The organism is Stenotrophomonas indicatrix, from assembly GCF_002750975.1.
Lineage (GTDB): Bacteria > Pseudomonadota > Gammaproteobacteria > Xanthomonadales > Xanthomonadaceae > Stenotrophomonas > Stenotrophomonas indicatrix.
On sequence record NZ_PEJS01000001.1, the window covers coordinates 3,065,650 to 3,090,355 of the forward strand.

Sequence of the window (24,706 nt, forward strand, 5' to 3'; positions counted from 1 at the left end):
CAGGGGGCGATGCCCGGCCTCAGGCCGCGGCTTGCCGGAATTCAGGGGTACGCGACAGCAGCGAGAGCGAGAACACGCCCCAATCGTTGCCATCGGCATGGAAAGCGCGATCGACGAAGTGGCCGTAGCGTCCCTCGGCCAGTGAACCGGCCTCGATCTGCTGGGTCAGCTCGAAGCTGCGCTGGCCGAACAGTTCATCGATGGTCAGGGCGACGTCGCCACCGGCCTGGCGCATGATCAGAACGCGCTGGCCTTCCTGCTGGACGGTGCGCGCTCCTTCCAGGAAGTACTTCAGGTCGACCACCGGGAACAGGTTGCCGCGCAGGTTGCCCACGCCCAGCAGCCACGGCTGCGCGCATGGCACCGGGGTCACCGGCGGCATCGGCACGATCTCCACCACTTCGCGGAAATCGGACACCAGCCGACGCTGGCCAACACGGAAACCGACGCCACGCCACAGGTCCTGGGCGAACTGCCGCCCGGGCAGCTGCACCGCGTGGGCAAGGCTGCGCCGTTCGTAGGCTTCAAGAATGTCGAAGGGCGAGCGCATCAGGCCACCAGCTCGTTGATCCGGGCGATGAGTTCTTCCTCGCGCGGCGGCTTGACGATGTAATCGGCGGCGCCTTGGCGCAGCCCCCAGGCCTTGTCGGTTTCCATCGCCTTGGTGCTGACGATGATGACCGGGATGTGCTTGATCGCTGCGTCGCGGGCCATCGCCCGGGTCGCCTGGAAACCGCTCATGCCCGGCAGCACCACGTCCATCAGGACCAGCTGCGGCACCTGGTCGCGGACCAGCTGCAGGCCATCTTCGGCATTGTCCGCTTCCAGCACCTCATGGCCGGCACGGCGCAGCCATTGGGTGAACACCGCGCGGTCGGTCGGTGAATCCTCGATCAGGACGATACGAGCCATTGTGCCTTTCCCCCCTGGTCAGGCGTTGACGTACGTGCGGATGGCACCCAGCAGTTCTTCGCGCGTGAATGGCTTAGTCAGGTATTGCTCCGAGCCGACGATGCGCCCCCGCGCCTTGTCGAACAGACCATCCTTGGACGACAGCATGATCACCGGGGTCGCCTTGAACAGCTGGTTACCCTTGATCAGTGCGCAGGTCTGGTAGCCATCCAGGCGCGGCATCATGATGTCGACGAAGATGATCTGCGGCTGCTGGTCGGCAATCTTGGCCAGGGCCTCGAAACCGTCCGTCGCGGTCACTACTTCGCAGCCTTCGCGCTTCAGCAGTGTTTCCGCAGTCCTGCGGATGGTCTTCGAGTCATCGATGACCATCACCCGGAGTCCTGCGAGCTCCCCGCCCGCAGTCGTGTTTTCAGTCATTGCCATTCCCCAAGCGCACGGCCCAATCTTTGGCGGGAGCCGCTGCGAAAGCGTATCTATATCGCACTTCCCGCGCCCGCTTCAAGGGCGGTCCGTGGCGCGGGGCGTGGCGCCGGGCTGAACGTGACCGGATTGGCAATCACTGCGCAGCCCGGCAAGGGACGCTGCGTTGCACATCGCCGGGGAGGCGCACGGCCGGCGTTGCCGCTACCATCAACGCCTTGCCTGACAGGTGCACCCATGCCGTTGAACGTCATCGTGGTGATGGACCCCATCGCCCACATCAAGATCGCCAAGGACACCACCTTCGCCATGCTGCTGGAAGCCCAGCGCCGCGGCCATGCCCTGCACTACGTGCGCCCGGGCGGGCTGGCGCTGGAAGGCGGGGTGGCGGTGGCCTGGACCGCCCCCCTGCAGGTGCGCGACGACCCGGCCGGCTGGTACGAGCTGGGCGCATTCAGCCGGACCGAATTCGGTCCCGGCCAGATCGTGCTGATGCGCAAGGACCCGCCGGTCGACGCCGAGTATGTCTACGACACCCAGGTGCTGGATGTCGCTGCCGCCGCCGGTGCGTGCGTGGTCAACAACCCGCAGGGCCTGCGCGACTACAACGAGAAGCTGGCCGCGCTGCTGTTCCCGCAGTGCTGCCCGCCGACCCTGGTCAGCCGCGACGCCAAGGCACTGAAGGCCTTCGCGCTGGAACACGGCCAGGCGGTACTGAAGCCGCTGGATGGCATGGGCGGGCGCTCGATCTTCCGCAGCGGACAGGGCGACCCCAACCTGAACGTGATCCTGGAAACGCTGACCGACGGCGGCCGCAAGCTCGCCCTGGCCCAGAAGTTCATTCCCGACATCACTGCCGGCGACAAGCGCATCCTGCTGGTCGATGGCGAGCCGGTCGATTACTGCCTGGCGCGCATTCCGCAGGGCGATGAGTTCCGCGGCAACCTGGCCGCCGGTGGCCGTGGCGAAGGCCGTCCGCTGAGCGAACGCGATCGCTGGATCGCCGCCCAGGTCGGCCCGGAAATGAAGCGTCGTGGCATGCGTTTCGTCGGCTTGGACGTCATCGGCGACTACCTGACCGAGGTCAACGTGACCAGCCCGACCTGCGTGCGCGAGCTGGACGCGCAGTACGGCCTGAACATCGCCGGCACCCTGTTCGACGCGATCGAGGCCGATCTGCGCTGATGGATGCCGCACCTGCCGTCCTCGCCCCGCCGCCGCGTGAAGCGCAGCGGCTGGGCGCCACCATCGCCCTGTCGGTGCTGGTGCACGCCCTGCTGATCCTCGGGGTCGGCTTTGCCGTGAAAGGCGACGCGCCCCTGGTGCCGACCCTGGAAGTGATCTTCAGCCAGACCCGCACCGCGCTGACCCCGAAGCAGGCCGATTTCCTGGCCGCCGCCAGCCAGGAAGGCGGTGGCGAGCACGATCGTGCGCAGCGCCCCCGCGACAACCAGGCCGGCATCGTGCCGCAGGCCCAGGCCGGCATCAGTCCGGTACCCCAGCAGCAGCAGTCGGCAGCACCGGTGCCGCCGCCGCAGGCGCGGGTGGTCAGCAGCCGCAATGGCCAGGACACCGTGGCCGTGGCGCAGTCGCGCCCTACCCCGCTGCAACCAACACCGGATGCACCGATGACCGCGCGCGAACAGCGCGATGCTGAAATGGCGCGGCTGGCGGCGGAAGTGCACCTGCGTTCGGCGCAGTACGCCAAGCGCCCGAACCGGAAATTCGTTTCGGCCAGCACGCGTGAATACGCCTACGCCAATTACCTGCGTGCGTGGGTGGACCGCGCCGAGCAGGTCGGCAACCTGAACTACCCCGACGAAGCGCGGCAGCGCCGGCTGGGTGGCCAGGTGGTGATCAGCGTGGGGGTACGCCGCGACGGCAGCGTGGAAAGCAGCCGGGTGTTGAAGTCCAGCGGCACGCCGCTGCTGGACGAGGCCGCGCTGCGGGTGATCCAGCTGGCGCAACCGTTCCCGCCGTTGCCCGACAGCGAAGACCAGATCGACATCCTGCAGGTCACCCGCACGTGGGTGTTCCTGCCCGGTGGCGAACTGCGCGACGACCGGTGAGGTTTTCTGCCCGGGCCTGCGGCCCGGGACCCGCTGCAAGCAACAGCAACGGCAACTGCAACGTCAAGATCAAGAGCGGCGGTTGGGCTGTTCGGTTTGGCGGGGCGGTGTGGGCTTGCAGGACACGCCGTAAACCCATCCATGGGGGCTCGATGGCGCCATCCATGGCGCCAACGGTCCTGCAAGCCCACACCGCCCCACCCCTGACCGATCGCGGCGCATCTTTGCTGTTGGTAGCTGTCGACCTTGGTCGACACGATGCATCCACGCCATGCCTGCACGGTAGATCCACGCCATGCGTGGATGCGAGCGAAGCGACCGGCTTTTGAATTTGATTTTCTTTTGATTTTCCGTGGCGAACGCGCACGGAAACTGTCCGTGGCCGGGCGGGTGGGCTGCGCAGGGGCGTAAGCGCCATGGATGGCGCGCCCGAGCCTACATGGACGTATTCACGGCGCCCCCTGCGCAGCCCACCCGCCCGGCCAACCCACGGCTTCTGCTGTCAGCGACCCACCACCCCGCCACGAGGGGCTCAGCCGTTGGCCTTCGCCTTGGCATCCCGCGCCGCCTGCTGCTCGACCAGCGTCAGCGCCACGTTGTCCCGCAGGTACGCCGGCTCGACCTTCTCCGGCGCAATGCCTTCGCCGCGCACGAACGCCGGTACCGCCAGTGCCAGCACATCCGCTGCACGTGGCAGCGCCGTTGCATCGAAGCGGCGCAGGCCAGCCCCCAGCTGCGCGACCAGCGCGCCCTCGGCCGCGGCAAACCCGGTGCCGACGCCGTAGACGGACGCAGCTTCCGGCAACGACACCGCCGCCGGCACGCACACGCGCTCGGCATCCCGCGCCACCGGCAGTCCATCCACGCGCTCGAAGCGTGCCACGTACAACTCGCCCATCCGCGCATCGATCGCCGACAGGATCTGCTTCTCTTCCACCGGCGCGCGCAGCGCCAGCACCTGCAGCGTCGACACCGGCAGCAACGGCCGATCCAGCGCCAGCGCGATGCCCTGCGCCAACGCGATCGCCAGGCGCACACCGGTGAACGCACCGGGACCACGGCTGAGCGCGATACCGTCCAGCTGGCGGCGGCTGATGCCGGCCTCGGCCAGCAGCTCCTCCGCCCACGGCAGGCTCAGTTCGGCATGCCGGCGGGGGGCGATCTCGAAACGTTCCCGTACCTGCCCATCCACATGCAGGGCTACGGAACAGGCTTCGGTGGCGGTTTCAAAGGCGAGCAGTTTCATCGGATCGGGTCAGAACAGGGGGAACGTGGCGCCGGGAGCCGGCTCCGGCCCCGCCACGGCGGCGGTCGGGGCAGCGGCATCCGCCACGGGCGCCCATTGTGGCGCAAAGAAGGCCTGCACATCGGCCAGGGCCCGGGTTCGCCGGAACGGCGGCAGCGACTGCAGGAAGACCTTGCCATAACCCCGGTTGAGCAGGCGCGGGTCGCACAGCACCAGTACGCCACGGTCGGTCTCGCTGCGGATCAGGCGGCCAACGCCCTGCTTCAGGGCAATCACCGCCTGCGGCAACTGCTCGTCGCGGAAGGGATTGCCGCCCTGGGTGCGTATGGCATCCAGCCGCGCTTCGTACACCGGATCATCGGGCGTGGCGAAGGGCAGCTTGTCGATCACCACCACGCTCAATGCCTCACCGACCACATCCACGCCCTCGCGGAAGCTGGCCGAGCCCAGCAGCACGCCATTGCCGGATTCGCGGAAACGCTGCAGCAGGGTCGCGCGCGGCGCTTCGCCCTGCACGAACAGCGGCCAGGGCCCATCACGCAGCGCCTCGGCCGCCTCGCGCAGCGCACGATGCGAAGCAAACAACAGGAACGCCCTGCCCTGCGACGCCTGCAGCACCGGACGCAGGACCTGGATCAGTGCGGTTCCGAAACCGCGCGCAGCCGGATCCGGCAGGCCTTCAGGCAGGTAGCACAGTGCCTGCTCGGGCCAGTTGAACGGACTGGGCTGTACCAGCGTCTGCGGATCATCCAGGCCCAGGCGCGTGGCGATGTGCTCGAAGCCACCGCCAACGGTCAGCGTGGCGGAGGTGAAAATCCATGCGGCATGGCTGCGCTCGCGATGTTCGCGCAGCGGTGCGGACACATCCATCGGCGTGCGCTGGCAGCGGAAACCGCGCGCGGTCAATTCATACCAGAGCACGTCACCAGCGACGGCGGTCGCTTCTGCAGGATCGGCATCGAAGTCGAGCGCGGGTTCTTCATCCCCCAGCCAACGGCCCAGCCGCGAAATCGCCTCACGTGCGCGCGCATGGCAGGCATCGAGGCCAGCAGCGGCTTCGCGCAGCGGTTGCAATGCCTGCTCCAGCACCACCAGGCTGGACATCACCGCATCGAAACCCTCGCGTACCTGCGGCATTGCCAGCGCGCGCCATTGGGTGCCACGCGCGGGCAGCCCCTCCATCGCAATACGCAGCGCAGACAATGCCTGCTGCAGATGATCGACCGGTTCCTGCAGTGCAGACTGTGCGCCACCCACGCCGCGCGCTTCAACCAGGCAGTCACGGCCCAGTTCCTGCCAGGGGCGCATGCCGAAGCCTTCGCCGAAGAACTGCGCGGCCAGTTCGGGCAGCTGATGGGCTTCGTCGATGACGAAGGCCTGCGCACCGGGCAGCAGTTCACCGAAGCCCTCCTGCTTCAGCGCCAGGTCGGCCAGCAGCAGGTGGTGGTTGACCACGACCAGGTCGGCGGCCTGGGCACGCTGGCGGGCCCGCACGACGAAGCAGTCATCCCAGAACGGACACTCGTTGCCCAGGCAGTTGTCGACGGTGGAGGTGACCATCGGCAGCAGCGGCGAGTCGTCGGCCAGGCCATCGAGTTCGGCGATATCGCCCGATTCCGAGCGGCCGGACCAGGCCAGGATGCGCTGGAACTGTGCCGCCTGTTCCGGGCTGGAGAAGCGCGGCTCGCCGCGTGCCTGCTGCAGGCGGTAGCGGCACAGGTAGTTGCTGCGCCCCTTCAGCAGCGCGCTGCGCAGGCCGACGCCCAGTGCCTGGCGCACGCGCGGCAGGTCACGGTGGTAGAGCTGGTCCTGCAGCGCGCGCGTGCCGGTGGAAATGATGGTGCGCATTCCGGACAGCAGCACCGGCACCAGGTAGGCAAAGGTCTTGCCGGTGCCGGTACCGGCTTCGGCAAGCAGCAGGTCGCGCTGCTGCATCGACGCGGCAATGGCCTCGGTAAGGCGCAGCTGCGCAGGACGCGGGACGAACGCATCCAGATGGGAGGCGAGCGCGCCGCCTTCGCTGAGGGCTTCGCGGCTGGCATGGACAAGGTCGGACATCAGGTGGAAAGGATACCCGGCCGGGCGCTGCCCGGCACCCGTTTGAAGCCGGAGCAACGGCAACAACAACGGCAACAGCGTTTGTTCATGGCTCTGGGTTGTACTGAGGGCTGGCGGGGGGCTGTGGGTTTGCGGGGACGCCGTAAACCCATCCCTGGGGGCTTGGCTGCGGTATCCATGCCGCGGACACCCCGCAAACCCACAGCCCCCCGCCTTCGACAGTTTTCCGGTGACGGCATGCAAAGGCAGAGCGGAAGCGGTTGGTGTAACGGAGAAAGTAGAAGGGGTCGGATCCGTTCTCCTGCGGAAAACGGATCCGACCCCTGCGAGTGCGCGCAGCGCGCGACCCGCTTTTGATGTTTGATTTTGTTCTTGCCTGCGGCGGCCGCAGGAAACTGTCCGTGGCCGGGTGGATGGGCTGGGCAGGGGCGTGAGCCGCATGGATGCGGCGACCGAGCTTACATGGACGTACTTGCAGCGCCCCCTGCCCAGTCCATCCACCCGGCCAACCCACAGCAGACCATCAATTCGCGCGCCGCAGAGGGGGCAGCGCCCGATGGAGGGGAATACTCAGTACCGCTTGATCCCCGGCACCGTGCAGCCTTCAATCTGCGCGTGCGCGGACACCGCATTCTCCTTCTCGCCCCGCGCCAGGCGCGCCTGCTCGATCGTCGCCCAGTGCCGGCGGCACAACGGCCCCGTCTTCGAGCCAAGATCCACAGCCTTGCGTGCGAACGTTTCCGCCTCCGCCCACTGGCCCTGCAGCAGCGCCAGTTCCGCGCGTTCCTGCAATACCGACGGATCACCGGCCACGATCTGCAACGCCTGGTCCAGGCTGCCGGCCGCGCCAGCCAGATCATTGGCCTTGCGCTGGCTCAGCGCCGTCTGCCGCAGATCCTCAACCTGGGAATCGCGCAGTGGCTGCACCGACAGTTCCTTGTCATCCGGGCCGGCTGCGGCTTCCACGGCTGCCAGCCGCTGTGCGGGCGTGGTGGTGTCCACCGGCTTGACCACCTGCGGCGCGCTGCTCACGCAGGCCGCCAGGGCCAGGCTGAGGCCACTCAGGACCAGGGGCTGGAACAGCGAACGGATAGTCATCGGCATCATCGGCTTGGAGGAGGAGTCGCTGCAGCGGGTGCTGCGGCAGGTTCAGCGGCAGGTTCGGGCTTACGGTCAAGGCCGAACCAGCTGCGCCAGCCGCCGCCCTCGCCTTCCGCACCGCCCTGCGCGTCCGGCAAGGGCGCCGGTGCACACGGTTCATACGCAGGCGCATAACCCACCACGAACGGGAATCGCCTCGCGCCCGGGCAGCCTTCATCGGTGCTGTTGGTACCCGTAGCGGCAACCGGCTGCCAGTCGAGGCCCTTGTTGCTGACCTTCAACGGCGCCGTCGGCAGGCGCTGGAAGATGCCCGACCACACCCGCATCGCGCCGGTGGCGCCATACAGGCCGGCCTGTTCGTTCTGGTCATTGCCCATCCAGATTACCGCCAGGTGATCGCCGGTGTAACCGGCATACCAGCTGTCGCGGCCATCGTTGGTGGTGCCGGTCTTGCCGGCCGGCTGCAGGCGGCCCAGGCCATCGGCGTTCAAACGCTGCGCGGTGCCACTGGCCACCACCTGCTGCAGGCCGATGCTGATCAGGTTGGCGGCAATCGAGTCACCTTCCTGTGCCGGTGCCGGGGTCTTGTCGTAGCGCTTGAGCAGCTTGCCCTGCGGATCCAGGACGCCACGCACCGCGTGCAGCGGCTGGATCTCGCCGCCCGATGCCAGGAACTGGTACAGCTGCGCCATCGCGTACGGGCTCTGGTCGGTCGAGCCGAGGATCACCGCCGGGTTCGCCTCGGCCTTGATCCCGGCCAGTACGTGGATCAGCTGGGTCACCCGCTCCGGTCCGACCTGCATGCCCACCCGTACCGTCGCCTGGTTGTAGGAGTGGGCGAGCGCATCGATCAGGCGCACGGTGCCGTGGCTGCGGTTGTCCGCATTGCCCGGGTTCCAGTTGCGGCCGCGGCTGAGCTGCACCGTGACCGGTGAATCATCGACCCAACTGGCCAGCGAATAGCGGTCCGGCTGCGCCAGTGCGAGCAGGTACACGAATGGCTTGAGCAGCGAGCCGACCGGGCGCTGCGCCTCGATGGCACGGTTGAAGCCGACCTCGGACACTTCGCGGCTGCCGATCACCGCCACCACGTCACCGTTGTGCACGTCGGTCATCACCAGGCCGGCCTGCAGCTCGGGGCGACGCTTGCTTTCCAGCGACTTGATGGTGCGCGTGACCGCACCTTCGGCATAAGCCTGCGCGGACGGCGACATGCCGCTCATCACGCTCAGGCCAGCGCCCTGCAGGGCGGATTCCGGATAGTCGTGGGCAAGCTGGCGACGCACCAGGTCGACGTAGGCCGGGAAGCGGTTGGCTGCCACCAGGCCCGGGGTCTTGGGCACGCCCAGCGGCGCCTTCAACGCACGCTGGTACTCGGCATCGTCGATCAGGGTCGCCTCGTGCAGTTTGCCCAGCACGAAGTTGCGACGGTCCAGCGCGCGCTCGGGATTGCGCCGCGGGTCGTAGTAGGACGGCCCCTTGACCAGGCCGATCAGCAGCGCGATCTGCTCGGTTTCCAGCGAGGAAAGATCACGGCCGAACCAGAACTCGGCACCGGAGGACATGCCGTGGATCGCCTGGCTGCCGCGCTGGCCCAGATACACCTGGTTGAGGTACGCCTCGAAGATGGTGCGCTTGTCATAGCGCGCTTCCATGATCAGCGCGTACAGCACCTCGTTGAACTTGCGGGTGACGGTCTGTTCCTTGCCGATTCCCAGCAGGCCGCTGCGGGCCAGCTGCTGGGTCAGGGTGGAAGCGCCCTGGCGGCTCTGCCCACCGGAGCGGACAGTCACCCAGACCGCGCGCGCGATACCGGACAGATCGATGCCGTGATGGCGGTTGAAGTCCTTGTCCTCGACCGCCTGCAGGCCAGTGACCAACAGGTCGGGGGCCTCGTTCATGCGGATCAGGCGGCGCTCTTCCTGCTTCTGCCCATACAGCGTGGCGATGCGCGCGGGATCCATGCGGGCCGCCTTCAGCGCCTTGCGGCTGTCGGCGTCCCGCAACGATGCGATGCTGCCGCCGGACAGCGACAGCTCGACCCGGCGCGCAGCAACGTGTCCATCGACATCGTTGTAGCCGCGGCTGGAGATGACGAAGCGGCCGCCCTGCACCGCATAGGTTGCCGGATCCTTGCCCTGACCATCATCGCGATAGGCCGAGGCGGCCAGTTCGGTCTTCAGAGTTGCCGCATCCATCGCCTTGCCGGGCATCAGTACCAGCGGGCGTGCATAGACGCGCGTCGGGATCTGCCAGCGCAGTTCACCGAAGCGTTGCGTCACCTGCTGGTTCAGGTACAGCGTATAGGGGATCAGGAAACCCAATCCCAACGCGACCGCAGCCATGGTCCAGGTGATCAGTCGGCGCCGCCAGAGCGGGCTGCCATCGTCCTGCAGGTCGTCGTCGGAATCGTCGATGTCGTCGGAATCGTAGCGTCGGGGCACGGGAATGCGGATTGATAGGGTCCGGCGAGTCTAACGCAGGCGCCGCTAAGGCAGGCAGGCGCCGGCCCCGGGTTTCACTGCAGTTCAAGCTTAGCGCGGCATCCGCCACCCGGCACGGGCACCGGCCGCGGCCGCGTGAACGCCTCTCCAGCCTGCCCCGGCGAGGCACACATTGGCGAGCCGGGCCAGCAGGCGAGGCGCGTCCTGGGCAATCCAGCGCAGCGACACATCGGCCCGCCGATACAGCTGCAGCCGCGACCAGGCCATGCGCCAGGCCAGCGCTGCCAGGCCGTGGAAACGAACAGGCGCGATCAGCACGTCACGCCGACGCAGCAGCGCATCCAGCGCCAGCAGGCGATCGGCCGTGCGTTGCCGGCGTTGGCGTTCAAACAGGTCAAGCTGGCGCAGGTGCCGCATCAGTCCACGGCGGCCGGCACCGATCTGGTTGTTGCCATGCTGGCGATAATCAATGGTAGGCCGCGCGATCATGTCCAGCCCACCGTCCAGCGAGGCGACTACAGCCAGCCACTCGTCGTGGCTCCAGCACGGAGCGATCGGCAACGCGCTCTCCAGCAGCCCCCGGCGCAGCGCACAGGTTGCCCCGGTAATGAAGTTGCGCAGCAGAACCGCATCGATCACAAGCCCAGATCGCTCCAGCTCGACTTCGGCCGGATGCACTCCCAGCACTTCAAGCAGATGTCCACCCAGCGCAACGCCATCGCCATCCACCAGGCGCGCATCGCTGTGCAGCAGCAGCAGGCCCGGATCGGCCTGGAACCGTTGCAGGTAAGTTGCAACCCGATCGACATACCAGACGTCGTCCTGGTCGCACAGGAACAGGATGTCGGACCGACAGCGCTGCAGCGCATCGGCAAAATTCAGGATGTAGCCGAGATTGCGTGCATGCTGCACGACCTCGACGCGTATGCCCATCGCGCCCGCCCGGCTGCTGAACACCTGCAGCAGGGCCATGGTCTGATCCGAAGAGCCATCGTCGCCGATGACCACCTCATCCACCGGCTCGCTCTGCGCCAGGATGCTGTCCAACTGCGCCTGCAGGTAGCGCGCACCGTTGTAGGTACACAACGCAACACCCACGCTGGGACGTACGAAGGTCATGCCACTGCCCCTGGCGGAGAAGCGGCAACGCGTGCGGATGCCAGCTCGGGGGTCATGGGCTGCCAGGTACCAGCATCCGGCCGGAACGGGCGCGGCCGCACACCCAGCAGCGCCGTCAATTCGCTGTTGTCGGCGATCAGGTCCTGCTGCAGGCGCGACACCGGGCCGCGCGCACGGGGCAGAACCGCGGCCAACATGCGCAGCGACAGATCCGGGAGCGGCACGGGCAGGGTCGATTCCACCAGGCTGGCACGCATGCGACGGAACATCTCGTGGTAAGGCAGCCGTTCGCCGCCACCGATTTCCAACACCCGGCCTGCGGCGGCCCCGGTTCGTATGGCCTGCACCATGGTCTGGGCGATATCGTCGGCGTGCACTGGCTGACGCATGCCATGGGTCATCGGAATGGGAAACACTCGAAGACGGCGCGCGCGCGCCACGATCGGGGAGATGCTGCGATCGATGCCGGCACCGTAGATCAGCGTCGGCCGCAGGATCGTCCACTCCATGCCAAGACGCTCGGCCTGCGCAATCAGGCCCCGTTCCCCGCGCTGCAGCATTGCAACCACATCCTGCTCATCGGCTTGGGCCGATTCCTGCTTGGTGAGCACGCTCATCGAACTGGTGACGATGATCCGGGGCGCCGGTGCCACCGTCTGCCGGGAAAGCCATTCCGCCCAGAGCTCCATCGGGCTGGAGCTGGCAATGGCCTGCCAAGCGTGCGGGCCACTCTGGTCAAGTGCATCGTAAAGGTCGCCGCCCAGCCACTGCACTCCTGGCTGCTCCGCCTGTGGACGTCGGCTTGCCGCCTGCACGTCCATGCCGGCCTGGACCAGCCGTGGCAACAGGTAACGACCGATCTGGCTGGTCGCGCCGGAAACAAGAACGGTCATCTACTATCCAGGGCAAGGCAACAGGGGGCCATTACTATAGCTGCGTCAATGCGATCCATCGGGTCAGGGCGGCACGCTACCGATGTCGCGCAGCCGCTCCTGCAACTGCTGGTATTCGGCGGTGGCCGGACCGGCACCCAGCTGGCTCGCCTGTTCCAGTGCACGTTCGGCAAAAGCCACATCACCGCGACCCAGCCGTTCGCTGCCGATCGCCAGCCAGCGTTGTGCCAGGCGGGCACGCGAATCGGGCAACCCTGTGGCGGTCGGTGCCAGGGTCTGCCAGGCCTGCAGGCAGGCGCCCGCAGCCTGCACCCGGTTCTGCCGCAGGTTGTCATCAAAACAGGACCGGCTGGCGGGCAGCAGACGCGCTGCCGCTGCCTTGACCCGGCTGTCGCGCGGCGCCAGTGCCTGCGCTTCGCGCAGCGCATCGAAGGCGCTGTGACCGGGAGGGCTGATCCACTGTCCGGCACGCTCGGCACGATCGATCTGGCGCAACCGATCACGCAGCTGGCGCTCACGCTGGGCCGTGCTGATGCCCGGCTGCTGCAACGACTGGCGCGCCTGCCGCGCACGCTGCAGGCGCTGTGCCAGCTGCTGCTGCGCTGCCTGCGAGGCACCCAGCCCCGCGGCCAGCGCGGCATCCTTGTCGGCCGCCTCGAACTGGAAGTCGTCGGCCCCCTTCTGGCTGCGCGCCAGCAACGCCTGCACGGTCTGCTCACGCCCACGCAGTGCCGTAGGATCATCGGCGGTGACCGCCAGCACGGCCTGGAAGCTATCCGCAGCCGTCTCGAGCTGCTGCCGTTTGAGCGCGCGATGCCCCTGCTGCAGGCGCTGGTCGATTGCACGGGCCAGCGCTTCCTGGCTGGCAGGAAGTTCGGAATGACCTGGATCGAACTGGCGTGCGCGCTGCAGGATCGCTGCCGCCGTGGCCAGTTCACCGCGTGCGGCCTGTGCACGCGCCTGCTGCAGCAGATCGCTCAATGCATCCTCGCGCCCCTCCAGTGCAGGCAGGTTGTCCGGCTGCAGTGCCAGCACGCGCTGGAACAACGGCAGCGCGCTGCTGTCGCCGTCGTCCAGCCGCCCCGCTGCAAAGGCATTGCGGGCCTGCGCAAGCAATGCACCGATGCCAGCACCGGCGCGACGACGCGCCTGCAGCTGCTGGGCCACCGCATCTGCCTCGGCGCGCGGCACCTGCAGCTCACGTGCCAACGCCAGCGCCTGCGCGCAGCCGTCCAGGTCACCCGCCCGCAGCCGCTCGCGTGAGTGCTGCAGCGCTGCCGCACCGGTGCGGGCCAGGCCCTGTCGTGCCTGCGGACGGTCGCCATCCAGGGCCAGTACCGCCTGATAGCGTTCTCGCGCGCCGCTGCCGTCGGCCGCGGTCAGGCGTCCTTCGCTCAGTGCGCGATCGCCCTCGGCCAGCAGCTGTTCTATCTGTGGCTCATCCCAGAACCAGTCCGCCAGCGGTTTGCGCACCAGTACCAGCAGCACGAACACGGCTGCGGCAGCCAGCAGTGCCCAACGCCACACCCGTCGTGCATGGCGCGCCTGCAGCCACCACCAGCGGCTTTCACGGCGAACGCGATCCAGCGCCGGATGTGCGGCGCCGTGTGAGCGATGCGGGGGCTCGCGTTCCATGCGTGCAGGGTAGCCGGGGCAGCGTGAAGCTCAGCCCAGACGACGCGCCTCGCTTACGCCCGGCAACGCATCGAGCTTGCCCAGCAGATTCGACAACTGGCCGTAGTCGCTGACCTTCAACCGCAGGCGCAGATGCGCGCGGCCACTATTGCGGACGTTGTCGCTGTGGATGTCCAGCACGTAGGCGTCTTCCTGTGCGATCAGGTTGGTGATGTCCTTCAGCAACCAGCGGCGGTCGACCGCGTCGACCACCACATCCACTTCATAGCCACCGCCGGCCTGGCCCCATTCCACCGGCAGGATCCGCTGCGGGCTGGTCGCAGCCAGCCGTGCCAGTGCCACGCAGTCTGCACGATGTACCGTGACACCACGGCTACGGGTCAGGTAGCCGACAATCGGTTCACCCGCCACCGGCTGGCAGCAACGCGCCAGCTGCACCAGCAGGTTGCCCACGCCCTGTACGGTGAACTTGGACTTGCCCAGGTTCTCGCGGCGCGCGGTCGGCCGCGGCAAGGCCGACGTCGGCGCCGGCTGGCTGGCCGCACGCTCGGCCTCCAGCAGCGAACGGCTGACCTGGTTGGGGCCGGTATCGCCCAGGGCCACCTGGATGTACAGGTCGTCGACGCTGTCGGCGTGAAACTTCTTCGCCGCTGCGGACAGGTCCGAATGCTGCAGGCCCAGCCGCTTCAGTTCGCGCTCCAGCAGCTCGCGCCCCGCCTGCACGTTGCGCGCACGGTCCAGCTTGTGGAACCAGCTGCGCACCTTCTCGCGCGAGCGGTTGCTGGCCAGGAAGCCGTTGGCCGGCATCAGCCAGTCGCGGCGCGGGTCGGCCTCCTTGCCGGTGAGGATCTCGACGCGATCCCCGCTGCGCAGGCGGTAGGTCAACGGCACGATGCGGCCGTTGACCTTGGCCCCACGGCAGCGGTGCCCGACCATGGTGTGCACCTGGTAGGCAAAATCCAGCGGTGTTGCGCCCTGCGGCAGGTCCAGCACCTCGTCCTTCGGGGTCAGCGCGTAGACACGGTCTTCGGTCAGCTCGGCATCAAGCGCCCCGGCCAGTTCATTGCCCTGCCCGTCCTGCGCCTGCTCCAGCAGCTGCCGCATCCAGGTGATCTTGCGATCGAACGACTTCTCCGCGCCCTTGCCGCCTTCCTTGTACTTCCAGTGCGCGGCCACGCCCAGCTCGGCCTGCGCGTGCATGTCGTGGGTGCGGATCTGCACTTCGATGGTGCGCCCTTCCGGGCCAACCACCGCCGTATGCAGCGAGCGGTAATCGTTGGCCTTGGGCCGGGCGATGTAATCGTCGAACTCGCTCGGCACCGGTGCCCACAGCGCATGCACCACGCCGAGCGCGGCGTAGCAGGCGGCGACGTCGTCGACCATCACCCGTACCGCACGGATGTCATACAGCTGGTCGAAGGCCAGGCGCTTCTTCTGCATCTTCCGCCAGATGCTGTAGATGTGCTTGGGCCGGCCACTGACCTCGGCGCGGATGCCCTGCACGCCCAGTTCGCGCGACAGCACCTTCTTCACATTCTCGACGTAGCGTTCGCGGGCGATGCGGGTTTCGTCGACCTCACGCGCGATGCGCCGGTAGGTTTCCGGCTCCAGGTGGCGGAAGGCCAGGTCTTCCAGTTCCCACTTCAACTGCCAGATACCGAGCCGGTTGGCCAGCGGCGCATGGATGTCGCGGGTCAACTGGGCCAGCGCGCGGCGCTGCTCCTCATCGAGCTTGTCGGCCGCGCGCATGCGCGCCAGCTGCCGGGCCAGCAGGATCGGTACCACCCGCAGGTCGCGGATGATGGCCAGCAGCAACCGGCGCAGGCCTTCGCTGTTGCGGCCGGCCTCGCGCCCGGCATGCAGTGCCCAGACGGGATCAGCCGCATCCTGTCCATCAAGCAGGCCGATCACCGCCGCTTTGTGGCTGCCCAGCGGCAGTGCGTCGAGATGGACGCGCAGGCCCGGCAGATCGAACAGCAGGGCCGCCACCACGGCACCCTCGTCTGCCGAGAGCATCGCCAGCGCGTCCAGGGTATCGCCCAGCACCGACCAGCTGGCACGCATCTGCGGGTCGCAGTCCGGCGCTTCCCAATGCCCGCGCAGGGCCTGGCGCAGCGGAGCCGGCAGCACGGCTGCCGAGGGGCGGTTCAACAAGGCATCCAGGCCGGGGACGGAAGCGCGGTTCACAGCATCGAGCAGGCAAGACAGAAGCCCCTACACTAGCGCCGCAGCCGTTCAGGAACAATCGCCGCGGCCAGCATCGCCGGGAATGTGGACATGCCGCTACACTCGCCGACATCCACGGGAGAGTTCCGCCATGCCTTCGATCACCCTGCCTTTCCGCCCTCGCCTGCTGGCCTGTGCCGCCGTGCTGCTGTCCCTGTCGACGCCTGCGCTGGCCCAGCGCGTGGTGCAGGGTGACCTGCAGCAGCAGATGTCACCGGCCGAATTCAAGGCCGCTGGCCTGGACAAGCTCAATGCCGCCGAGCTGGCCACGCTGAACCGCTGGCTGCAGGGCAAGGTTGAAGCCGCCACCACCGAGGCCGTCGCTGCGGTGCGCGAAGAAGCGCGCGAGGAAGGCCGCCAGGAAGTGATCGTGAAGAACCGCGGCTTCTTCGACTTCGGCAGCAACGAGCCGATCAGCGGCGTGCTGCAGGGCGAGTTCCGCGGTTTCGGCAAGGGCCGGATCTACGTGCTGGACAATGGCCAGCAGTGGGAACAGACCGATGCCACCTCGATTTCCGGCGTACGCAAGCAGTCGCCGAAGGTCAGCATCAGCCCCGGAGTGATGGGCGTGTGGTACCTGAAGGTCGAAGGCGTGAACACCCAGCCCAAGGTGCGCCGCACCAAGTAACGGCCTGGCTTTGCTGTAGAGCCAAGCCAACGTTTGGCGGCAACCGTCTGCGCCACCACCGACTGTAGATCCACGCCATGCGTGGATGCCGTTCCGCTTGACCCCGCCGACGAGTGCCCGGCGGGGCCAGCCCAGGGGTTACGAGGCCTGGCGCAGTGCGGTCACCCGCTGTGCCAGTTTCTTCGCCGAAACGCCGGTGCGTGCGCCCAGCTCCTGCGCGAACAACGAAACCCTCAGCTCCTCCAGATCCCAGCGCAAGGCCTGCCACTGCGGCCGCTCGCGCAGGCCCTGCTGCTCGCCCACCTGCAACGCCTCCAGGAACGGGTGCAGTTCCAGCATGCGCGCCTGGTCACGCGGGGGATCGCGCTTGGCGCGTTCGGTGCGCAGGATCATCGCTTTCAGGTACCGCGGGTACTGCGCCAGGGCATCGGCCGGCGTGTCGCGCAGGAAGCCGGGATGGATCAGCCCAACCAGCTGCGCCTCCATGTCATCCAGATTGCCGCGCGCCCAGCCCATCAACGGTGCTTCCAGCATCGGCTTCAACTCTGCCACCAGGGCAAGGATCGACTCGGCCAGCTTCAACCGCTGCATGGCTTCGCCGAACAGCGTTTTTGCGGCGTGTTCGCGACGCTGCTCGAATGCCGCCGCATCGCGGATATCGCCCAGGCCGTCGGCCAGCACGGCATTCAGCGCTGCATCGACCAGATCGCCACGCAGGCGTTCCTGGGTTTCGATCGAGGCGTACAACAGACCGGTTTTCGCTGCTACCGGCAACTGCTTGCGTGCCTGTTTGATCTTCTCGCCCAGGCCGATCTCCAGCAGTCGACGCACGCCCAGCGGGTGTGCTTCCTCGGCCTGTTGGCGATCAGCAAAGATGCGCAGTGCAACGCTGTCACCCTCATCCTTCAGCGCGGGATAGGCCGGCACGCCGGCCTCGCCCGGTACCTGCAGCGGAATCGGCGAGGCCGGGAACGTGCGCAGGCCATCGGCCGCCATCTCTCGCCCGGCACGTGCGGCGAACGCATCGCCGGCACGGCCACCGAACTTCGCACGCAGCACATCGAGGTCGCGCGAGGTTGCCAGCACCTTGCCCTGCTCATCGCGCAGGCGCAGGTTCATGTGCAGGTGCGGTTCGATTGAACCGGGCTCGAAATCGGTAGCGGCCACGGTTGCCCCCGTTGCACGGGACAGGAAGCGCGCCAGCTCGCCGGTGATCGCGTCCGCGCTGGGCTGCGGGAACGCCTCGTAGAACGCGCGCGCGAAATCCGGTGCCGGCACGTAGTTGCGCCGCATCGCCTTGGGCAGGCTGCGGATCAGCGCGGCCGCCTTGTCGGCAACGAAACCCGGCGCCAGCCATCCCAACTGCACCGCATCCAATGCATTGAGCAGGTGCAGCGGGACGTCCAGGGTCACGCCGTCATCGTCGGCACCCGGCTCGAAGCGGTAGTGCAGCGGCAACCGCGCCTGGCCCAGCGCCAGGTACTTCGGATAGCGCTCCTGCTCGCTGCCTTCGCCCGGCAGCAGATCCACCAGCGACCAGTGCAGGCCCTTGCGCTGTTCCGACGGCAGCGCCTTCCACCACGCATCCAGCCCGGACGCGGAGTGGATCTGCGGCGGCACCCGGTCCAGGTACCAGCGTGCCTGCCAGTCCTCGTCGGCAACGATGCCGGCACGGCGCAGCTTGGCTTCTTCCTCGCGTGCCTGCTCCAGCACCTTCTGGTTGTCGGCCACGAAGCTGGCGCGGGTGTTGATCTCACCGGTCACCAGTGCCTGGCGCACGAAGATGTCATGCGCCTCGCCGGCGTTGATGCGGCCGTAGTGCACCGGCTTCTTCGGTGCCAGCACCAGCCCGAACAGGCTGATCTGCTCGGAGGCCAGCACCTGGCCCTGCGCACGCGACCAATGCGGGTCGAAGTGCTTGCGCAGCAGCAGGTGCGGCAGTTCGGCAATCACCCAGTCCGGCTCGATCGCCGCCAGGGTCATGCCCCACACCTTCTGCGTATCCAGCAGGTTGGCGGCCAGCAGCCACGGTGGCGGCCGCTTGGACAGCGTCGAACCGGGGAACGGCAGGAAACGGCGTTGGCGCGGCGCCTGGAAATCACCCTTCTCGCTGCGATGGCCGATCTGCGTGGGCAGGCCCGCCACCAAGGCCCGATGCAGGGTCTGGTACGCAGTGGCGCGAGCGCGTTCGCTGTAACCACCGCCGTCGGGCGCCTGGTCCTTCTGCGCACGGGCGGCGACCGGCGCGGGCGCCGTTTCCGCCTTGCCCTCGCGGGCCAGGCGCGCGGCACGGTGCAGCTGGCCACGGGTCGCCTTCACCGCAGCAGCATCATCGCGCGCCGGAGCCGGCGCACTGCTGCCGGCCAGCAGCGGGGCCATCGATGCCTCGTTGGCCTCTTCCTTCCAGCCCAGTTCCTCGCACAGCAGGCGCAGCTGCCGATGCAGCTCGCGCCATTCACGCATGCGCAGGAAGCCGAGGAAGTGGCGGCCGCACCAGTCGCGCAGCTTGGACTGGGTCAGATCCTCATGGGACTGGCGATAGGCGTCCCACAGGCGCAGCACACCGACGAACTCGGAGCGGCCATCGGCGAACTGCGCGTGTGCGTTGTCGGCGGCGCCACGCGCCTCGGGCGGCCGCTCGCGCGGATCCTGGATGCCCAGGAACGAGGCGATCACCAGCATCGGTCGCAGGCAGCCCGCCGCCTGCGCCGCCACCAGCATGCGCGCCAGTTTCACGTCCACCGGCAGGCGCGCCATCTGCTTGCCGATCGCGGTCAGGTGGCGCTCGCTGTCGATCGCCCCCAGCTCGGTCAGATGCTGCCAACCGTCAGCGACGGCCCGCTCATCCGGCGCTTCAAGGAACGGGAAATCCTCGATGCGGCCCAGGCCGAGCTGCAGCATGCGCAGGATCACCCCCGCGAGGCTGGAACGACGGATTTCCGGATCGGTGAACTCCGCCCGTGCCTGGAAATCGGCCTCTGCATACAGGCGATAGCAGATGCCCTCGGCCACGCGGCCACAGCGGCCCTTGCGCTGGTTGGCACTGGCCTGCGAGATCGGCTCGATGTGCAGCCGGTCCAGCTTGTTGCGCGGGCTGTAACGCTTGACGCGGGCGAAACCGGGGTCGACCACATAACGGATGCGCGGCACCGTCAACGAGGTCTCGGCCACGTTGGTGGCCAGCACGATGCGCCGGTTCGGGCCGGGGTTGAACACCCGGTCCTGGTCCTGGTTGGACAGCCGCGCGTACAGCGGCAGCACTTCGGTACTGCGGTACTTGCGCCGCTCCAGTGACTGGTGTGCATCGCGGATCTCACGCTCGCCCGGCAGGAAGATCAGCACGTCGCCACGGGAATCCAGGCGGGTGATTTCGTCGATGGCCGCAACGATCGCATCGTTGACCGTGCGTTCGCCCTGGTCTTCGCCCTCGCCTTCCAGCGCGCGATAGCGCACCTCCACCGGATAGGTTCGGCCTTCGACGCTGATCACCGGCGCATTGTCGAAATGCTGGGCGAAGCGCTCGGTGTCGATGGTCGCCGAAGTGACGATCAGCTTCAGGTCCGGGCGCTTGCGCAGCAGCTGCTTGAGATAGCCAAGCAGAAAGTCGATGTTGAGGCTGCGTTCGTGCGCTTCGTCGACGATGATCGTGTCGTAGTTCGACAGCCAGCGATCACTGGCGATTTCGGCCAGCAGGATGCCGTCGGTCATGAACTTGATGCGGGTGTCTTCGCCGACCTTGTCGTTGAAGCGCACCTGGTAGCCCACCAGCTGGCCCAGCTCGCTCTGCAGTTCCTGCGCGACACGGCTGGCCACCGCACGTGCGGCGATCCGGCGCGGCTGCGTGCAGCCGATCATGCCGGCCTGGCCACGGCCGGCGGCCAGGCACAGCTTCGGTAGCTGCGTGGTCTTGCCCGAGCCGGTTTCACCGGCGATCACCACCACCTGATGGTCGCGGATCAACTGGGTGATGGTCTCGGCTTCACGCGCAATCGGCAGCTGTGGGTCCAGAGTAATGGCCGGCTGTTGTTGCGCCCGCGCCTGCCGGCGCTGCACCGAAACCTGCAAGGCCTGCTCGAAACTGGCGGCCAACGCCGCATCCTGTGGCTTGGCCTGGCAACGCGAGAGCATTCCCAGCAATCGTCCACGGTCGCGGCTCATGGCGCCGTCGATGGCGGCACGCTGTTGGCGCTGGCGGGACTGCGGCATTTTGTCGATAGCGTTCATCAATCGGTTCGTTTAAAACTTTGAATGCGACCAGTCATCAAGACTGATTTATTGTGAAGGCCAACGATTCCACAAGGAGGAACCCCATGGCGAAGACCAAGAGCACGACCAAGCCCAAGACCGGCAAGCAGAAGCTTGCGGCTTCCGCGCCGTCGGCCCCCAACATCGATATCGGGATCACCCAGGGCGACCGCAAGAAGATCGCCGACGGATTGGCGCGGTTCCAGGCCGATGCGTTCACGCTTTATCTGAAGACCCACAACTTCCACTGGAATGTCACCGGGTCGATGTTCAACTCGCTGCACACCATGTTCGAGACGCAGTACACCGAGCAGTGGGCGGCACTGGACGATGTGGCCGAGCGCATCCGCGCACTGGGCTTCAATGCCCCGGGCTCCTACCGGGAATTTGCTGCGCTGACCTCGATCGTCGAGGAGCCGGGCCTGACCGACAGTGCGGACTGGCGTGAAATGGTACGCCAGTTGGTGGTCGCCAACGAAGCGGTATGCCGTACGGCACGTGAAGTGCTGGACGTGGCTGCCAAGGGCGACGATGCTCCGACCGAGGATCTGATGACCCAGCGCCTGCAGACCCACGAGAAATACGCGTGGATGCTGCGCTCGCTGCTCCAGTAAGGGTTTTGGGTGGTTCGGCAGGGCTGCGCCCTGCACCCGCAGAGGCAACGGCAACGGCAACGGCCGAAGCAAAAGCTGGCTTCCTGTGGGTAGGCGGGGTGGGTCCGGTGGCAGGGGACGCCGTAAACCCGTCCATGGGGGCTTGGCCGCGGCATCCATGCCGCGGACACCCCTGCCACCGGACCCACCCCGCCTTCGACAGACCTCCGCGATCTGCCGGGCCAGCTCTTGGGGTCGGATCCGTTTTCCGCAGGAAAACGGATCCGACCCCATTTTGTTTGTCGATATCTGACAGATTTCATCCACGCATGGCGTGGATGGCCCGCCGTGGCCGGGAAACTGTCGAAGGCGGGGCGGTGTCGGATTGCGGGGTGTCCGCGGCATGGGCCCGAGGCATGCCTCGGGCGGGTTGGGCAGGACGCCCAACCCCGGTCTTGCCGTGTGCGCAGGAAAGCGCACACGAGCAAGCCGCGGCCAAGCCTACAGGGACGTACTTGCGGCGTCCCCGCAATCCGACACCGCCCCGCCAAACCACGGATCACCCCAGAGCCGGCTGTTGCTGTTGCTGTTGCTGTTGCTGTTGCCAGGGTTGCCGGCCAGCGGCCGGCACTACAGCAGGTACCGGGTGCAACCCGGCCGAACCCCCGCCGGGGTAAACTAGCTGGATGGCTTCCCGTCCCGCGCACGACCTGCTCCGCCGCGTCTTTGGTTACGACGATTTCCGTGGTCCGCAGCAGGACATCGTGGAGCATGTGGCTGCCGGTCACGATGCCCTGGTGCTGATGCCCACCGGCGGCGGCAAATCACTGTGTTACCAGGTGCCCGCCCTGCTGCGTGACGGCTGTGGCATCGTCATCTCGCCGCTGATCGCGCTGATGCAGGACCAGGTCGAAGCCCTGCGCCAGCTCGGCGTGCGCGCCGAATTCCTGAACTCGACCCTGGACGCCGAAACGGCCGGCCGGGTCGAACGCGAACTGCTCGCCGGTGAGCTCGACATGCTCTATGTCGCTCCCGAGCGCCTGCTGACCGGCCGCTTCCTGTCGCTGCTGTCGCGCAGCCGGATCGCCCTGTTCGCCATCGACGAAGCCCATTGCGTGTCGCAATGGGGCCACGACTTCCGCCCCGAATACCGGCAGCTGACCGTCCTGCACGAGCGCTGGCCGGAGATTCCGCGGATCGCCCTGACCGCCACCGCCGACCCGCCAACCCAGCGCGAGATCGCCGAGCGCCTGGACCTGGCCGAAGCACGTCACTTCGTCAGCTCCTTCGATCGCCCCAACATCCGCTACACCGTGGTGCAGAAGGACAACGCCCGCAAGCAGCTGAGCGATTTCCTGCGCAGCCATCGCAGCGAGGCCGGCATCGTCTACTGCATGTCACGGCGCAAGGTGGAGGAAACCGCCGAGTTCCTGTGCACGCAGGGGTTCAATGCCCTGCCCTACCACGCCGGCCTGCCCGCGGAAGTGCGTGCCAACAACCAGCGCCGTTTCCTGCGCGAGGACGGCATCGTCATGTGCGCGACCATCGCCTTCGGCATGGGCATCGACAAGCCGGACGTACGCTTTGTCGCCCATACCGACCTGCCCAAGTCGATGGAAGGCTACTATCAGGAAACCGGCCGCGCCGGGCGCGATGGCGAAGCCGCCGAGGCCTGGCTCTGCTACGGCCTGGGCGATGTGGTGCTGCTCAAGCAGATGATCGAGCAGTCCGAGGCCAGCGAGGAGCGCAAGCAGCTGGAGCGGTCCAAGCTCGACCACCTGCTGGGGTACTGCGAATCGATGCAGTGCCGCCGGCAGGTGCTGCTGGCCGGTTTCGGCGAGACCTATCCCAAGCCCTGCGGCAACTGCGATAACTGCCTCACCCCGCCGGCGGCCTGGGACGCCACCATCCCTGCGCAGAAGGCATTGAGCTGTGTATACCGCAGTGGCCAGCGCTTCGGCGTCGGCCACCTGATCGATGTCCTGCGCGGCAGCGAGAACGAGAAGGTCAAGCAGCAGGGCCACGACAAGCTGAGCACCTACGCCATCGGCCGCGACCTGGACGCGCGCACCTGGCGCAGCGTGTTCCGCCAGCTGGTGGCCGCCAGCCTGCTGGAAGTGGACAGCGAGGGCCACGGTGGCCTGCGCCTGACCGATGCCAGCCGCGATGTGCTGACCGGTCGCCGCCAGATCAGCATGCGCCGCGATGCGGTCAGTGCCAGCGCCGGGCGCGAACGCAGCGCGCAACGCACCGGCCTGTCGGTGCTGCCGCAGGATCTGGCCCTGTTCAACGCGCTGCGCGGCCTGCGCGCCGAGCTGGCGCGCGAGCAGAACGTGCCGGCCTTCGTGATCTTCCACGACAGCACCCTGCGCAACATCGCCGAACAGCGCCCGACCTCGCTGGACGAGCTGGCCCGGGTCGGTGGCATCGGCGGCACCAAGCTCAGCCGCTATGGCCCGCGGTTGGTCGAGATCGTGCGCGAAGAGGGGTGACCCCGGTAGCGTCGGGCCATGCCCGGCGGCCCGCATATCGACCGCGCTTCACGCTCGCCGGGCATGGCCCGGCGGTACCAGCGCTGCGCGATTGCGCACCCTCGCCCGGCTCAAACCTTGAACCACCCGTTCAGCCGGATGTGCATGTCCGCCCACTTGCCGCTAGATTAGCGCCATGTCCCTCGCCTCGACCCTGCTCCGTGTCGTGCTCATGCTCAGCCTGTTGCTCAACGGGCTGAACGCGGCCATGGCCAGCGGGCACGAGGACATGGGCCGCATGGCCCATGCGATGGCCTCGGCGATGACCGATGAAGGCGACGCCGACTGCCACCACCACGCCGGCATGACGGCAGACGAGGCGCCGCAGGCCAAGGCCCCCGCCCACGACGCACACTGCCAGATCAAGGACTGCGTGCGCAGCTGTGCCCAGCACCCGCTGCTGGCCGTGCAGGCACTGCCTTTCCTGACCGGTCCCGGTCTTTCCCTGACCCCGCAGCCGATGCCTGCCAATGGCCGCCCGGCACCGCCGCTGCCGCCGATCTCACGCCCTCCCATCGGCTGATCCAACACGCCTCGTGCGCGCTGCGCACTGAAGCCGGCCCTGCGCTGGCGTCTTTCCGTG

Annotated in this window: 18 protein-coding genes; 6 read left to right on the forward strand and 12 right to left on the reverse strand. The window is 67.6% G+C overall.

The genetic code is table 11. The annotated features are described in order from the left end of the window. Positions 1 to 19 precede the first annotated feature (19 nt). From CR918_RS14170 to pilG, 3 genes are read right to left on the reverse strand one after another with little or no spacing between them, the layout of a single operon-like run. Positions 20 to 550 (reverse strand): chemotaxis protein CheW, encoded by a 531-nt coding sequence (locus CR918_RS14170; RefSeq protein ID WP_025877750.1) that lies wholly within the window; start codon positions 548 to 550, stop codon positions 20 to 22. Then, a complete protein-coding gene (locus tag CR918_RS14175; RefSeq protein ID WP_025877749.1) occupies positions 550 to 912 on the reverse strand; it encodes a response regulator in 363 nt (120 codons plus the stop codon). Before CR918_RS14175 ends, CR918_RS14170 begins: the two co-directional genes overlap by 1 nt. Positions 913 to 930: 18 nt before the next feature. Continuing rightward, entirely contained in the window at positions 931 to 1,332 is a 402-nt protein-coding gene (gene pilG / locus CR918_RS14180; RefSeq protein WP_005418455.1) for a twitching motility response regulator PilG, read from the reverse strand. Positions 1,333 to 1,572: 240 nt separating this feature from the next. Between pilG and gshB the strand changes: the two genes are divergently transcribed. Then, entirely contained in the window at positions 1,573 to 2,520 is a 948-nt protein-coding gene (gene gshB / locus CR918_RS14185) for a glutathione synthase (RefSeq protein ID WP_049466293.1), read from the forward strand. Next, positions 2,520 to 3,404, forward strand: a complete 885-nt coding sequence (locus CR918_RS14190; protein WP_025877745.1) for an energy transducer TonB family protein — start codon at positions 2,520 to 2,522, stop codon at positions 3,402 to 3,404. Before gshB ends, CR918_RS14190 begins: the two co-directional genes overlap by 1 nt. Before the next feature lie 532 nt (positions 3,405 to 3,936). On the opposite strand, the gene tsaB is transcribed toward CR918_RS14190, so the two are convergent. The 8 genes from tsaB to CR918_RS14230 form a co-directional block, all read right to left on the reverse strand. Further along, positions 3,937 to 4,650 (reverse strand): tRNA (adenosine(37)-N6)-threonylcarbamoyltransferase complex dimerization subunit type 1 TsaB, encoded by a 714-nt coding sequence (tsaB, locus tag CR918_RS14195; protein ID WP_099843371.1) that lies wholly within the window; start codon positions 4,648 to 4,650, stop codon positions 3,937 to 3,939. 9 nt (positions 4,651 to 4,659) lie between these two features. Then, a complete protein-coding gene (gene yoaA / locus CR918_RS14200) occupies positions 4,660 to 6,708 on the reverse strand; it encodes a DNA repair helicase YoaA (RefSeq protein WP_099843373.1) in 2,049 nt (682 codons plus the stop codon). A 570-nt stretch (positions 6,709 to 7,278) separates the two neighbouring features. Next, positions 7,279 to 7,815: a hypothetical protein gene (locus CR918_RS14205; protein WP_080278370.1), complete on the reverse strand. Its 537-nt coding sequence runs from the start codon at positions 7,813 to 7,815 to the stop codon at positions 7,279 to 7,281. Then, positions 7,812 to 10,253 (reverse strand): penicillin-binding protein 1B, encoded by a 2,442-nt coding sequence (mrcB, locus tag CR918_RS14210; RefSeq protein WP_099843375.1) that lies wholly within the window; start codon positions 10,251 to 10,253, stop codon positions 7,812 to 7,814. The genes CR918_RS14205 and mrcB overlap by 4 nt, the downstream gene beginning before the upstream one ends. 90 nt (positions 10,254 to 10,343) lie before the next feature. Next, positions 10,344 to 11,372, reverse strand: coding sequence for a glycosyltransferase family 2 protein (locus CR918_RS14215; protein ID WP_099843377.1), 1,029 nt, complete (start codon positions 11,370 to 11,372; stop codon positions 10,344 to 10,346). Further along, positions 11,369 to 12,265, reverse strand: a complete 897-nt coding sequence (locus tag CR918_RS14220; RefSeq protein WP_099843379.1) for an NAD-dependent epimerase/dehydratase family protein — start codon at positions 12,263 to 12,265, stop codon at positions 11,369 to 11,371. Before CR918_RS14220 ends, CR918_RS14215 begins: the two co-directional genes overlap by 4 nt. A gap of 63 nt (positions 12,266 to 12,328) precedes the next feature. Continuing rightward, a complete protein-coding gene (locus CR918_RS14225; RefSeq protein WP_099843381.1) occupies positions 12,329 to 13,900 on the reverse strand; it encodes a hypothetical protein in 1,572 nt (523 codons plus the stop codon). Between the two features lie 30 nt (positions 13,901 to 13,930). Next, the gene (locus CR918_RS14230) at positions 13,931 to 16,087 is read right to left on the reverse strand and encodes a bifunctional (p)ppGpp synthetase/guanosine-3',5'-bis(diphosphate) 3'-pyrophosphohydrolase (protein ID WP_099843383.1); all 2,157 of its coding nucleotides are present in this window, start codon (positions 16,085 to 16,087) and stop codon (positions 13,931 to 13,933) included. A gap of 130 nt (positions 16,088 to 16,217) precedes the next feature. Between CR918_RS14230 and CR918_RS14235 the strand changes: the two genes are divergently transcribed. Then, on the forward strand, positions 16,218 to 16,754 hold the full coding sequence (locus CR918_RS14235) for a hypothetical protein (RefSeq protein ID WP_025879372.1): 537 nt from the start codon (positions 16,218 to 16,220) through the stop codon (positions 16,752 to 16,754). A gap of 138 nt (positions 16,755 to 16,892) precedes the next feature. On the opposite strand, the gene hrpA is transcribed toward CR918_RS14235, so the two are convergent. Then, on the reverse strand, positions 16,893 to 20,978 hold the full coding sequence (gene hrpA / locus CR918_RS14240) for an ATP-dependent RNA helicase HrpA (RefSeq protein WP_099843385.1): 4,086 nt from the start codon (positions 20,976 to 20,978) through the stop codon (positions 16,893 to 16,895). Positions 20,979 to 21,064: 86 nt separating this feature from the next. On the opposite strand from hrpA, the gene CR918_RS14245 reads away from it, so the two are divergent. From CR918_RS14245 to CR918_RS14255, 3 genes are all read left to right on the forward strand, one after another. Further along, entirely contained in the window at positions 21,065 to 21,613 is a 549-nt protein-coding gene (locus tag CR918_RS14245) for a Dps family protein (RefSeq protein ID WP_088100980.1), read from the forward strand. A 665-nt stretch (positions 21,614 to 22,278) separates the two neighbouring features. Next, on the forward strand, positions 22,279 to 24,084 hold the full coding sequence (recQ, locus tag CR918_RS14250; protein ID WP_025874645.1) for a DNA helicase RecQ: 1,806 nt from the start codon (positions 22,279 to 22,281) through the stop codon (positions 24,082 to 24,084). Positions 24,085 to 24,259: 175 nt separating this feature from the next. Then, a complete protein-coding gene (locus CR918_RS14255) occupies positions 24,260 to 24,646 on the forward strand; it encodes a CopL family metal-binding regulatory protein (protein WP_025874646.1) in 387 nt (128 codons plus the stop codon). Positions 24,647 to 24,706 lie beyond the last annotated feature (60 nt).